General features: G+C 54.2%; 8 protein-coding genes and 1 tRNA gene. 4 read left to right on the top strand and 5 right to left on the bottom strand.

Annotation, left to right across the window (positions count from 1 at the left end):
- The first annotated feature begins 1 nt into the window (after nucleotide 1).
- Together KK925_RS08580 and KK925_RS08575 are read left to right on the top strand one after the other, a co-directional pair.
- Nucleotides 2–77, top strand: a tRNA-Gln gene (locus KK925_RS08580).
- A 378-nt stretch (nucleotides 78–455) separates the two neighbouring features.
- Nucleotides 456–635, top strand: a complete 180-nt coding sequence (locus KK925_RS08575) for a hypothetical protein (RefSeq protein WP_174582299.1) — start codon at nucleotides 456–458, stop codon at nucleotides 633–635.
- 423 nt (nucleotides 636–1058) lie between these two features.
- Here KK925_RS08575 and KK925_RS08570 read toward each other — a convergent pair whose 3' ends face one another.
- Nucleotides 1059–1262 carry a hypothetical protein gene (locus KK925_RS08570; RefSeq protein WP_174582298.1) on the bottom strand — a complete coding sequence of 68 codons (204 nt, stop codon included), beginning with the start codon at nucleotides 1260–1262 and terminating at the stop codon, nucleotides 1059–1061.
- Here KK925_RS08570 and chrA point away from each other — a divergent pair.
- Nucleotides 1234–2424, top strand: a complete 1191-nt coding sequence (gene chrA / locus KK925_RS08565; RefSeq protein ID WP_174582297.1) for a chromate efflux transporter — start codon at nucleotides 1234–1236, stop codon at nucleotides 2422–2424. The genes KK925_RS08570 and chrA overlap by 29 nt on opposite strands.
- A gap of 2517 nt (nucleotides 2425–4941) precedes the next feature.
- On the opposite strand, the gene KK925_RS08560 is transcribed toward chrA, so the two are convergent.
- The 4 genes from KK925_RS08560 to KK925_RS08545 all read right to left on the bottom strand — a co-directional run bounded on the left by KK925_RS08560 (nucleotide 4942) and on the right by KK925_RS08545 (nucleotide 9981).
- On the bottom strand, nucleotides 4942–6156 hold the full coding sequence (locus tag KK925_RS08560) for an MFS transporter (RefSeq protein ID WP_174582296.1): 1215 nt from the start codon (nucleotides 6154–6156) through the stop codon (nucleotides 4942–4944).
- 323 nt (nucleotides 6157–6479) lie between these two features.
- Entirely contained in the window at nucleotides 6480–6788 is a 309-nt protein-coding gene (locus KK925_RS08555) for a Rieske (2Fe-2S) protein (protein WP_174582295.1), read from the bottom strand.
- A 122-nt stretch (nucleotides 6789–6910) separates the two neighbouring features.
- The gene (locus tag KK925_RS08550) at nucleotides 6911–7324 is read right to left on the bottom strand and encodes a YXWGXW repeat-containing protein (protein WP_214096452.1); all 414 of its coding nucleotides are present in this window, start codon (nucleotides 7322–7324) and stop codon (nucleotides 6911–6913) included.
- Nucleotides 7325–9060: 1736 nt separating this feature from the next.
- Nucleotides 9061–9981 carry an outer membrane protein gene (locus KK925_RS08545; RefSeq protein ID WP_174582294.1) on the bottom strand — a complete coding sequence of 307 codons (921 nt, stop codon included), beginning with the start codon at nucleotides 9979–9981 and terminating at the stop codon, nucleotides 9061–9063.
- A gap of 320 nt (nucleotides 9982–10301) precedes the next feature.
- Here KK925_RS08545 and KK925_RS08540 point away from each other — a divergent pair, with 320 nt between their 5' ends.
- Nucleotides 10302–13280, top strand: a complete 2979-nt coding sequence (locus KK925_RS08540; protein WP_174582293.1) for an MMPL family transporter — start codon at nucleotides 10302–10304, stop codon at nucleotides 13278–13280.
- Nucleotides 13281–13435: the final 155 nt, after the last annotated feature.

Below are 13435 nucleotides of genomic sequence, written 5' to 3'. Positions count from 1 at the left end.
CTGCCGCGTGGTGCAATTGGTAGCACACCAGACTCTGGATCTGGGTGTTCTAGGTTCGAATCCTAGCGCGGCAGCCACGTAATCCCGTCGTCTTTTCCTGGAACTCTTGTGCTTTGCCCGAAAAGACCGTGAAGCCCGATTCGGCCGTTCGAAAGCGGAATCGGGGAAGCTTGGTGGCCTTACCTGGGTTTGTGCCGATTTATGTAGCCCGGCCCATCTCCAAGGGCAAATTTTTGCAGCGAATGCGTACCGAAAGAGCCCAAGAACCCAACGAACTTCTCCTCAAACGGGACCTGGGTATTCCTTTTTTTTCCAGCGGGTTTACTCGATCATCTAGGGAGAACGAAACTAGCAAAACTCGCTCCGCTACCATTCCTTGACTCCCAACCATATAGAGTCGACGAATGACCCAGTTCGAAGGAGGAGAGCCCTAGCGGGGACTTACCCTTTTCGGTATGGCCATGCATCCAGTCTTTCTTTGCGTCGCTCATTTCAATGCCCCGGTCGATCCGACCGAATGCGTGGGTCTCCTGCATTTGGTTTTTGCACAACCCTGGCGCAAGAGCATGCCCAGGGTAGCTTTTCCGATCCGGGTTCGCTATCCCTCCAACGCCCTCCAGAGCTGCCAAGCCTAGCAAAGAAGCTCTAGACTCTTCGTCGCGCTCCCACCCTTTTCGACGTTTCCTTTGGGCGAAGCCCCCTTCCCTAGCTCGGGCTTTTTTCTGACCTTAGCTCTTTAGCTTGCATGGACCTATCCGGCTCCCACCCGGTCTTGCGGCAACCCCCACGGGCCAGCCGTTGGCCGATCCGGGACGAACTTGCGCTATCAGCCACATGCGTCCCTCTGCTCGGCCTTGCCCTTGGTAGACATGCCCTTATCCCATACCCGGCGGCTCTCCCCAGTGGACCGATGATTCTCCTTCCCAGAAAGACTTCGACCTTGAGTTCCTCAGGAAAAAAGCTTGGTGCCCACATTGGCGATTTGGTGGCTTGGGCAGAGCGTTCCCTTGCGTTAGGACCTGCCGGCCGACCCGCATCCCTCTTTGCGGGCCTTTCCGTTACGAAGCTTCGACCACCCACGTTACCACCCCACCGGCAGCCGCTCCGGGCGGTTCCTGCCGGAGGAATCGTTGTCGGATGAGATAAGCTCCTACCCACCGGACGATCCACCCTTTTCGCAGCACACAGCAAGCAAAGGTTGATTGTGGATGAAAAATCTCCCCTTGTTTGCCTGTGCCCCGCCAGCCGCTTTCTCCACCCATCGGACGGTCCTTCGCTCGGGTCCGAGAGGTTGCCCAGACCTTTCTGCTACTAGGAAGCCTTGCCTTTGGTGGCCCCTTCGCCCACGTGGCCCTCATGGAACAGTGGCTGGTCAAACGATTTCAGTGGGTCAGTGCGGAGGAATTTTTGCAACTTTTGGGAGCCGCAAGCCTTCTGCCGGGCCCGACCTCAACAGAACTGGCGATGTATCTGGGGGCAAGGCGAGCTGGGATCTTAGGGTTGGTGGTTGCCGGGGTTTGCTTTCTTTTTCCGTCCGCTCTTCTGGTCACGTTCTTTGCTTGGAGCTACGTTCACGCTCATACGCTTCCCTTCTTGCAGGACGGGCTTTTTTGGGTCCGCCCTGCGGTTCTGGTTGTCTTGGTTCAAGCCATCGAACAGCTGGCTCCGAAAGCTTGTCCGACAGTGACGACACTGCTTCTTGCCGCCGCTGCTTTTGGTGCAGAAATCCTCGGAACCGGAGAGCCATGGGTTCTTTTGGGTACGGGCCTGGCAGCGGTGGCTATAAAGAGAATCTCCTTTCACCGGAAAGCGCATCTTTTTTGCCCTTGGGTTTGGATACTTGCCTTCCAAAAGACGCCTTGGCTTCCACTCGCCCAGCCTGCGAAAAGCACACTATTCTTTCTTTTCCTCAAAATCGGGGCCATCGCCTTTGGAAGTGGATATGTGCTCATAGGGTTTTTGCAAACGGAGTTCGTCCACCGGCATCACTGGCTAACCGAGAGACACCTTTTAGACGCCATCGCGGTCGGACAAATTACGCCCGGTCCTGTTTTTACCACCGCTACCTTTATAGGATTTTTACTAAACGGGCTGCCGGGAGCACTGCTTGGTACGGCGGGCATCTTTTTGCCTTCCTTTCTTTACGTAGCGACAACAAGACGACTTTTGGATTTGATCGAAAAAAACGATATCGCATGCGACTTTTTGGAAGGAATTCGGGCGGCCTCCTTTGCCATTATCACCGCAGCCACGGTTAGTTTAACACGTAGCGCATTGGCCGGACCCATAAGTTTAACAATCTTCCTTCTGGTTGCTACGTTGGTATGGCTTGTAAAAATTAATGTGAACCTTCTTTTGTCCATCTCCCTTGCAGCTGGGATCCTCATTTCGCTGCTGAGAACGATCTTTTTGCCATCGCATTAATTTCCCGTTTTGTTCAAGAGATCTTTTTTAAGGGTCTCCCTATCGATGGTCCCTCCGGTGAGCGTTGTAATAGAAGCAGCCCAAACCGGTCTCCCCTTCCAACGATTGATCTTTCCCGTAGGAACCATGTTTCGTAGAAAAGCAGAAGTATGAGGTAACAGACATAGAAAAGCTTGAGCTATTGGCAGAACGCGATATCGGGTCCTCGTGCAAGCATCGTCTATCTCCGCGCCGCCCTTCATGGGTGTTCGATATGCCGGGCTCGCTCATAACGTTGAGGACCTTACGACGGGGCTATCCCGGTTTAGCATATGGTACAGTCGGTAAACCTGGTCGGCCAAATCGACGCCGAGACTGTCGATTCGCCCGGTTTTTGCCTACGGGCCGAGGGGAATCCGCCTGCAGAACGGTCTAATGAAAAGTGCCCGTTCGGTACCTGGGCTGTCCGTTGGCCAAGCGTGAGATGCGTTTTGGATGAGGTTCCGAGGCGAGTAGGTACAGTGAAGGCCTTGCAGCGGCTGGTGAAACAAAGGTCCGTAACTATGTTCCCATCGCCTGGCTTTTAAGAGAGGGCAACCGGAGCACGGTGGGATCCCCCAGGCTTTCCCTCAGGAACTGGCTGGAGCAAGCACCTTTCCAACGAAGGAGAGCCTGTGGTGGAGGCCTACGAACTTTAGCGTGTCGCGGATTTTTTCGAACGCAATGAAAAGTCAGCGAGAGATTTGGGGAGCCTAGTTAGCCTTGTGAACCTGGAAGCAGGCGTGATTTTCTTTGGCGTAATCACAGTCTACTTCTAAATCGACGATAAGCAAACCGATAAGGTTACGTTCTTGGCCCGTAAACGCGCCAATTTCTTATGCAAAGGTGGCCCAAGTGGTCAGGGGCTTCCGTGTGTCTGCCGGGATGAAACCCCCCTATGGTGCTGGATCAAGCCCGCCGGCAGCTTCGACGCCACCGTTATGTCCCAGCTCCAGCGAGAGCTTGAATCAGTGGAAGCTTTCAATGAGTGGTCGCAGTACCGGACACAAAGTTTACCTGGGAATAGAATCACTGGATTCTCTTAGCGTCCTAGAGAGTCGTGCATAATCGCGCAGAATTGGACGAGGGATCTTAAGCGAGTAACTGCACATACGCTCCTCGTCGAGGTAGTGGGTGCGGCATCCCTAGACGGGCTTTGAGATCTACGAGGCGGCGGTGATGGGAAGGAATGGCGTTCCCAGCGGAAAGACGGGCAAAAGACAGACCAAACGACTGTCCCCGCGCGCCCTCGGGCTCCCTCCCCACGCCCGACTAGAGAGGGGCCACACAGCTTGTCGAAGAGGCTAAGGTTTCCGGCCAGTCGTTCCTTAGGCGGAAGTTACTCTTCGGTAACTCCGGTGAGTTTCTCCCCTCCGCAGACTCTACTCCGGGTAGATGCACCTCCGGGAGGCAAAGCCCTTGCAAGAAAAACTCTCAGCACTGAACCGGCACCAGGTTCGCCTCCTCTCCGCTTGATGACCGCATCCTACATCACTCGATATGTGCTAGCCCTTTTTCCTTATGATCCGAGCAGCCTAAACCGCGAGATGCCACGCTTGGTCGATGCAAGACAGAGGTCGCTCCGTCCTCAACGTGGGTCGCCACGTCACCACTTGCGGAAACGGCTGAAAGGTCTGATCCCCCTTTAGCCAAGAAGAGTCTAACACCTACCCGAAAAGCCGCGTAGCGACAACTGCTTGTCCTCTGAAGACCTTACCGGTCCTGTACTATCGGCCTTCGCCAGCCGCAATGAGCACTGCGAGCTATGAAACGTAAACTGGTGCACGGCTTCGTTTGGCTCCCGGCCTGCCGGGTTGCAGCAACGATCGGCGGATTATAGCCACATCGGCCTCGCGTCAAGGGATGCACACCATATTCCACTTTACCCAACTGCAATTCCTCCCGCGAGTGGGATCGCCGGTTCCCTTAGGGAGGTTATACGAAAAAATACACATCCCGGAAGCTTGGCCGACCATTCCCCAAAACTCAACGCTCCTCCACCGGCAAAACTCGTTGCTGAGGCAAGGATACCCCCAAGGGAACGGTTTCGACGATTTCCAGGACTACTCTTTTTCCCCTATATTGGGGAACGCCAAGGTAAATGGCCGCGCTTGCGGGCTATGGGGTGCTCTCATTGCCCATCGCCCCAAGGAGGGACGGCTCATCCCGCGCTACTATGATACCAGTCGGCGGGTCTTGTGGTTTCTGGGCGCAGTCCTTGACACTAGGCTTACCCAAAAACCTATTTTGATCCGCAAAAAGGTTCCTTGGGCTCGTGGAAAAAAGCACAATGCATCGCAAAGAACTCGGATGGGTGGCTGCCGTGCGGTGAAACACGACCCTCTTGCCGCGCATGCTCAAGCTCTGGTGTAACCTGTCCCTTAGGAACCGATCCCGCCAAACCTTATTCAATCCCACAGTAAGAAAAACTTCTGACTGCTCATTTACTTCCAGGCGACTTACCCGTACGAGCCCGATGCTTGAAGGAAACCGAGCCGCTCAACTGCAAGCGAAAAACGGACGGGTTCTCCCAAGCTTTGTCGCTAGGATAAAAGCCATGGCAGAAAGAATAACCTGGGAAAGCCACAAAAGATCGGGCCGTCTGGCATCCAAAAGAAATCCAGCCAAAAGCGGGCTCACCGTGTACGAAATGGCCCACGCACTCCCGTAAACCCCAAGAACTCGTCCCCGTATTTCCGGAGGCGCTAGTTCCGCAGCCAGTGCGGGTCCTCCCACCTCAAGGAGCATTTCCCCCAGCGTAAAGAAAAGTGTAAAGGAAACAAAAAGTGCCCAGCCTGCATGCCAGCCCAAAAGGATAGCGCCGGAAACCGCAAAGAGAACGGCCGCTATCGCTAGCACCCTTGCCTTTTGTTGCCGATCCACCCACGCCGCCATTGGGCCCTGCAAAAGAATCACCATGGTCCCGTTGGTGCTGAGAAGAATCCCAATTGCGCGATCCTGCATCCCCAAAAAGTTCCGAGCATACACAGGAACGGCCTGCCAATTTTGCGTGAACACCACGTACAGAAGGACCGAATAGGTAAATAAATACGTAAGTTGTTTCAAGCTGGGAGAACGGACAAAGGTTTCAAAAGCCAACTTGCCTGCAACCCTTGATTCTTGATCTGCCTGCAGCTCCCGGGGGAAAGATTCCTCAAGGACCAAGGCAAGCCAAAGGGCATGTGCTCCATGAATCGCAGCTCCTAAAAAGAAAAGGTCTCGGTAGGTTACCCACCCCTTGCCCAGTAGCCACGCCGCCAAAAGAGGACCCAAGCTCCATCCAACGTTTCCTCCGATCCGCAAGAGCCCGTACGCTCGCCCTCGTTGATCGACTGGTGTCCAATCGGCCACCATCGCATTGCGGCTGGTCTCATACGCCCCAGAACCCAATAGCCCCCCAATCAGACAAAAACCAAGATAACTGAGAAAATCCGATGTACTGGCATACCCACTGGATGCAACAGCAAGACCTAGAACGGATGCAATGATTACCGGTTTCCTTCCCATTCGGTCCACCATCCAGCCAGAGGCCAAACTGGAAAAAATGGTTCCTCCAGCTAAAAGACCGATTCCTAAACCCACCTCCCCCAAAGAAAGACCAACCTCATTGTGAAGATGCAGGGAAAGAAAAGGGAAGCTAACTCCTTGGCTGAGCCGATACGCAGCCATGGAGAGCGAAAGGTAACGAATCCTCCGGTCCAACTGGAAACCCATGCACCCAGGCTAGCCTCGCCGCAGTTTACCTCCGAAAAGGGGCTAGCCTCCTCGAGCATTACCCGGCCAAAATCGCTGCCACCGCCAGCAAAAAGCAAGACTCCAAAGGAAGAGCTACCGGCGATCCCAACTAGCCTACGGCTAAAGCCGGCGCCATTTTCGCTACCCCAAGCGAGACTGCAGGGTTTCCTGCACGAAAATTAGCGCCCTGACCGGATACACGTTCTCCAAAACCAAACCGCACTGTTAATAGAGAAAAAAAGGCCCGAAAGATTGCCTCGCACATCCTGCAAAGCAGCGAAAATGCGAAACCCTTTCAGCTGTCATGGAACTTCTATTTCAACGTCCTCGCCCACGACCCGAGTGCGGTAGGAAGGGACATCCTCAAAAGCCGGCCCACAAACAGCCCGTCCCGTTGCCAGTTCGAATCGTGCCCCATGGAGCGGACACTCCACTTCGTAGCCCTCCACAAAGCCCTCGCTTAAGGAACCACCCGCGTGAGTACACGTGTCTCCAATGGCAAAAAACTCCTGTCCGATTCGAAAAATGGCAATCCGTTCTCCTTGCCACTCGATACAGATACCTCTACCTTCAGGGATCTGAGAGACTTTAGCCACTTTTTGAAACCGCATAAGCCGCCCCCTGCACGTTCTGACGCCTGTTTGGGCAAACGGTAACCTCACCTTTTAGGGAACGGCAAGCCTCCTTTATTTCCCATTTCTGGCCTTCCTCAACGACTTCTATGAGTAGACTTCTACCGGGCCCAATGCCCTGGGACCCACACCCAACCTCCAGGCCGGCGCGCCCAATGCCCAGGAACCCACACCGCCCCTGGCCAAGGGCGCCGAACCCAGTGCCCATGCTTCCACACCCAACGTCCCCTCCAAACCCAGTGACCGGGTACCCATACCCATCCCGGACCTGGCGGGGCCGGCCGAACCACTACTACCGGGGGAGGAGGCGGTGGTGTCGCCACCACCACAAACCCATAAGAGGGAAGCGCCCCGACCCCAAGAACTATCCCAACCAAAAGAACATGAAGTTTCTTCATACGCTTTTGCGACGCATCGAACGTTAAGTGGGTGACAACGAGCTTAATGACAAAAAGCTTTTTTTCCTCGTTCTTTACCCCCGTTGCCGAGAGGATACAAGGGTTGCTTCCGGCCATCCGCCCGTTACCGGGTAAAGACACCGGTGTTTCATGCCACCGGACTCCCTTTTCCTCGTAAACTGGTCACTCAAAAGTAAGGTCTATGTCCCGTCCAGAGGCATTTGTCGTCTCCACCCGACTCCCGGCAAGGACAAGTCTTCGACCGCTCGCTTCCCCGCTATGGCAAAGCCTATCTCCGGTCAATCTCCTCTAAAACCATTATCAGCTGCGAACCCCGTCCGAAACCGACATAGACACTGGCGAAGAGGAAAAAAGAAGGAGCTCTGCACCCGTCATTCCTCTCCCCCTAACGAGGCTCCCAGAAACGGTAAAAAATCATCCTCTCTACCTAGGAGAAGAAAGAAACAGGGGCCTCGGAAGTCCATATCCACCCAAGACTTGTGCGATCGGTCTCGGACGGACACCTCTCGTTGTGTCGCAGAACGGTTTGGTCAACGAAAGCGCAGGCCCAAGAGAGGTTACAAACAGGCTCAAGGGAGCCAGGCCATTTCTTTGAGTCCTTTGACCAAGCACTTTTTTCCAACCCCTATTCCTGGGCAAGTTTACCTTGTTTGCTTGTGTCAGTCCGCCCCAAGCAAACTTTTATCTCAATGCAAGGGGCGCCAAGAGCTACGAACAACATAGGGACACACAGGTCTGTATATGGCAGTATATCCGAATGAGGTTCAGTGGATGGGCCAAGCGGCAGGGTGTTGACTACAAGAGGGCTTCGCGGATGTAGGAGGAGGAAGAGGAGCGTCTGTCTCTTCCCGCAGAGCAGTTGCCGAGTGGGTCGATAATCGTGCATCCGGATGGGGCACAACCCAATGGGGTGGCCTTCTACGCGCGCGTTTCTAGCGCCGATCAAAAAAGCGGATTGAGACAGACCATTGGCTTGGGTTCTCCGAGTTGGCTCTTTAAGTAAGCCGTTACGGATCGTCAAGGCCGTTAGGGAGCTCGGCTCCGAGAGGAACGGCCATCGCAGAGGGCTCGTGGGCTGCGTGATCCGAAGGTTGTCGTCATCCTGGTCGAGCACCACGACCGGCTCACGCGTTTCGGCTTTGAGTACCGGGAATCGGCATTGGCCGCGTTCCCCTAACCCTCAATCAGCCAAACTGGGAAGGGAATCATCCTTTTGCTACAACCTCCTCAGTTTTTTCACAATCCGGAAGGAGGTGTCACGATCTACCGGAAAAACTTCCTTTGTAGCCAAGCCGACAAAGCTTTTGCAAAGAAAACAGCGAGTGCGATTGCTTTGGTGCCGTACTGGCGTACGGGATGGGCTTAGTTTTTATCGGCCGAGTGTCACAGACCTATTCCGTTATCTCTCCCTTCGGCCGCAAAGAGGCGATCCAACTCAAAAGGACTCCGTTGCCCTGCATGATCCTCAATCGGCCTTCACCCGCAACGAAAACCAAAAGAATTCATCCTAAGATTTCTCTATCCGTCCCCTCCCCCGATGGGAAAAAATACCAAAGCAAAAGAAAAACCACGAAGTTCTCCCGTTGAGAACTCTGACGCCGATCAAAGTCCAACGAAGCCTCAAGTGTTAGGAAGTCGGGAAAAAATCAGCTATCGCCCACGCCCCTTGTAACGACCACGCAGCAATCGCTCGCATCGTAGGAAAACAACCTACGACTCAAACTGTTGGACTACGAAAGAGCGTTTTTTAACGCAGTTTCTACCAGTCCCTAAAAGAGCAGGCCCCCGCAAAGGGGGGCCTACTTTTTAAGCGCCCATCTTTTGCAAGCAAGCTAGAAGCGATACACTACTCCACCGACGAATACGTGCTCAAACAAATCTCCTGCATGCACATGGAAGGGATCCCCAGGGGGTAAAATGTTTTGAAATACGTAGTTCGTATTGCCGATCCAAACGAAGTTGTACTGTGCAAGCAAAGCCCAGTGGGGGCCAATGGGGAAAAGGAGCCCTGCTATCCCCTGGGCGGTTGGAGCAACATCGCTAGCGGAATGACTCGTCAAAAGATTCAGGCCTGGGGGAAAAAAGGCTCCTGGCCCTGCCTGTGTAACGAGGGAAGCGTTCGATAACTCAATAATCCCCCCTCCAAATCCGGCTCCTACGTACGGAAGGACTCCCCAAGGGGTCGCCAGGAGAAGCTTTGCATTGAGAGTCAAAAGCCCCACATCGGCATCCGCCCGAAAATGAAGCGGAAAGCTGAAAACCCCCGGGGCAAAGGGTACGGGATTGAGAAAGCCATTTACATTGGTCGAATAGGTTTGTCCCACCCATACCCCTTCAAACTCCAAGGCTGGCAAAAGCTTAAATTTTCCATCACCGCTCTGCCACAAAACGCAATCAAAGAGCTTCCCAACGGCTAACCCACCTACCGCCCCAGCATGGCTAATTGAGGAACCCTGAACGAAAGCGGTCGGGAGTACTCCCGGAGGCCCATCCAAATCCCCCCGTGCTGGGTCGTTATCGGAAATCGCTCCCCCACCGACAACCCCAATATACAACCCTTTGAGAAGCCCTTGTCCTTCTTCGGGGGTTACCTGCTTTTCGACTACTTCTTTGCCGCCAGTTTCCTCACCCGCCCAAGCCGAAAGAATGCCCAACCCTAAACCAGCTACCCCCACCAACGCGATGCAGAGAGATCTTTTTCCTTTCACTTCTCTGTCCTCCTTGTCGTAAAGGGATTGAAACAGAAGTCCCACACTCCTCTTTGTGCTTCCCGCAAAGCTGCCTAAAGCACCTAGTGCACCTCTTATGGCAGTGGGTCCCTTTTAGTCAATGCAAAAATCGGATACAAAAAATGTGCCCGGGTTTGTTCTCTTACGTCCAAACCGCCCGTTGGACGAGTCTTTTTAAAAAGATTCCCAGCAATATCCGGTCTTCCTTTCCCCAAAAGCGAGGCACATCGAACGCAATTGCGACTTTTTTCGTCTTTTTTCTTCTCTATTTTTGTGTAAAAGGCCTTTTCAGGCGGGGTATCCTTGGATAGCAGTGTACCCCCCGGCGTCCCACGAAAAACAAGATGCGACGCACACTGGAATTTTTAGCCCGAGGCATTTCGAGCCTCGTTTGGACGTTGCCAGTCCCGATCGTTCTTTGCTCCATTGTAGTGGCTGGTGCGTCCGCCTGGCTCGCGGCAACTCGTCTGAGAGTAATCAACGACACCGATGCCATTATTCGACCCGATTCGCCGATCCACAGAAACTACCTCCAGTACAAAAACGAATTCCAGGCGGAAGGAGATTATGTTGTGGTTGTCCGGTCGAACGATCCCGAAAAGAACCGCGAGGTTGCCCAAAAGATTGGGGAAGCGCTGAAACAAATGAGCCCCCCCTTGCGAAGAGTCCTTTATCGGCTGGATTTCAGCCGGCTCGAGGATCGGTTTCTCCTTTTCCTCGACACGGATGACCTGCGCCAGATCGAAAAAGACCTCCAAGGCTACCTCAAGGCGCTTCGGCAACCGAAGGTGCGCCTAAACGTTCACTCCATGCTCGACCAGGCCAACGCCCGCTTCTCTGAAGCCTATCTGCGAAAGGCTGAAAACTGGAAAGAGTTTAAACCTTTTATTGACCAATTCATTGCCATGCTAAACCGGCTGGCGGATACGGTCGAGGGCCGTGTGACGGTAAGAACTCCTGTGGCCAGCCCTGCCGAGAGCAAAGCCAGCAAGGTAGCTCAAGCAAAGCTAGAAGACTTCCAGCGGCTCAAAACCGAAAACGAATTCATTAGCTTCGATCAAGGACGCATTATTCTTGTCCTGGCCAGCCCCCCGATCGGGGCTCAAGCAACCGACGAAAATCAAAGGATTGTCCATCGGTTACGTCAAGTTCTTGCGACGATCCAGACCCAAAACCCACAAGTCCACATCGGGCTCACGGGGGAGCCGGTGCTCGCAGCTGATGAGCTTGAGACAAGCTCTCAAGATACGATTCGAGCAACGGGAATTGCCTTCGCGCTCGTTGCCCTCCTTTACGTGGTCGCCTACGGCGAGTTATGGCGCCCTTTGGTCGCGATCGTGGTCCTGGTGCTGGCGCTTTGTGGGTCTCTTGGGTTTGCTACCCTGGCGATCGGCCATCTCAACCTCATTTCCGAGGCTTTCGTTGCCATGGTAGTAGGACTTGGGATCGACTTTGGCATCCAGATCATGAGTCGTTATGAGGAGGAGCTTGCACTGGGAAGAAGCCTCCGGGACGCCCTGGATAACACGCTGCGCCACACCGGGGTTGCGATCCTCACGGGAGGAGCCACGACAGCCGTGGCTTTCTTTAGCATGTGCTTTAATGACTTTATTGGTCTGGCCGAGTTTGGGGCTGTGGCGGGGGCTGGCGTTCTTTTCTGCCTGGTGGGCAACCTGATTGTCCTGCCAGCTGCGTACATTCTCCGGGATCGGGGACGGGAGCCCCACAAGCTTCAGACGGAAGCTTCGCGATCGCACTGGGCGGCCGGTCCTTTTGTCCACCGCATCCTTTTCTCTTTTCCCTGGGGGGTGCTAGCCGCCGCTGCCGTGGCAAGCTGGCTGGCTTGGCAGTATGCCCAGAAGGTTACGTTTGATTACAACCTTCTCCACTTACAAAATCCCAAGCTTGAGTCTGTTCAGGAAGAGCTTTCCCTTCTCCAATCCCCCGCAAACTCGGTGGTGGTTGCCGTTTCCGTGGCCAATGACCTGGAAGAGGCCAAGAAACGAGTGGAGCAGTTCAAGAAACTTCCAACGGTCAGAGACCTTCATTCGTTAACGGAGTTTTTTCCAGAAAAAATTTCTGAAAAGCAGGCCCTCATTCGGCGGATCGTCCAGCGGTTAAAAGGTGCACGGATCCAGACGGATGTTCGTTCGCAGATTAATGTCGCTCGTGTGCGCAGGGACCTTGCTTCCCTACTTGAGAAAAGTCGTGAAGGATACCGTGAGGCCAAGAAATACACCGCCTTTGCCCAACAGGCCAGAGACGCGGTCGAGGTCTTTTCCAAGCTTATCCCTCCCTTAGAACGGGCTCTGGCGGCCATGGAACAAACCTCTCAGGAGGAATTGGGCCGCAGGTTGAATCGTTACCAGATTGAAGTGTTTGGAGCGATGCAACGAAATCTTGCGTGGCTTGCCAGTCAAAAGGTGGATCGGCCTATCGGGCTGGAGGATCTTCCTGTTGAGTTATTGGAACGCTATCGATCGCCCAGCGGCAGGATTCTGATCGAAATTTCTCCCAAGGAAAGTCCTTGGGACCACCAGAGTCTTGCCCGTTTTGTCAAAGACTTAAGAACGATTGATCCCAATGTTACCGGAACGCCTGTGGAAAACTACGAGTACATTGAACTTTTGCGCAAGGCCTATCTCGATGCCGCCCGGTGGGCACTGATCGTCGTCGCAATTCTGGTTGCGATCCACTTTTTGCACCCTGGGTACATTCTCTTGACCCTTTTGCCCCTTGGTCTGGGCTCCCTGTGGGCGCTCGGAATCGTGGGGTTAGCGCAAATTCCGTTCAATCCAGCCAATATCATTACCCTCCCCCTGGTACTTGGGATCGGGGTTGCCTATGGCATTTACGCGGTGGATCGCTACCAAGAGGAAGGCCGGATGAATCTCTTTTCTACTAGCACGGGCAAAGCCATCCTCCTTTCGGCCGTCACGGCCCTTATTGGATTTGGCTCGCTTTTGGTCAGCACGCATCGGGGACTCTACAGTATCGGCCTTCTTATGCTTGTTGGTATCGGAAGCTGTTTGGTCACAAGCCTCTGGGTTCTTCCTCAAATTCTATGCTTGCTCGATCGCTGGAGGCTCTTACGGAAACAACCAACTTCTTTGGCGTCGGATGCTGACGCTAACCAAGCCAGGCCTGCTGCGGTCGAATCCACTCTCGATTCTCCGAGAGGTTCTCCGTGCACTCCTCTGGAGACAGGCCAAGCCGCTGTTCCCTCTGACCCGGGACCCAATCACCTGGGGGGATACCGGGAAACGCAGAAAGATCCTGCCGCTCCCCAAGAAAAGAAGACCTCCGAACCACCGGCCTCATAGCCTGCTTTTGGAACGACGTTCCGGTTTGAGTCGTCTGGGAGGCCTCTCTTTGTCGCTGAAACCGGTGCGACGAGCAGCTGCTTTTTGACTTCCCACGCTGCCTAACAAGGCAGGCCCGGCCCATACTGCTCCCTTCTTCCGACTGCCCTCGAGGG

Source organism: Candidatus Methylacidithermus pantelleriae, assembly GCF_905250085.1.
GTDB lineage: Bacteria > Verrucomicrobiota > Verrucomicrobiia > Methylacidiphilales > Methylacidiphilaceae > Methylacidithermus > Methylacidithermus pantelleriae.
Note: the sequence above shows the minus strand (reverse complement) of the source record. Positions and strands in the feature narration are given on the sequence as shown.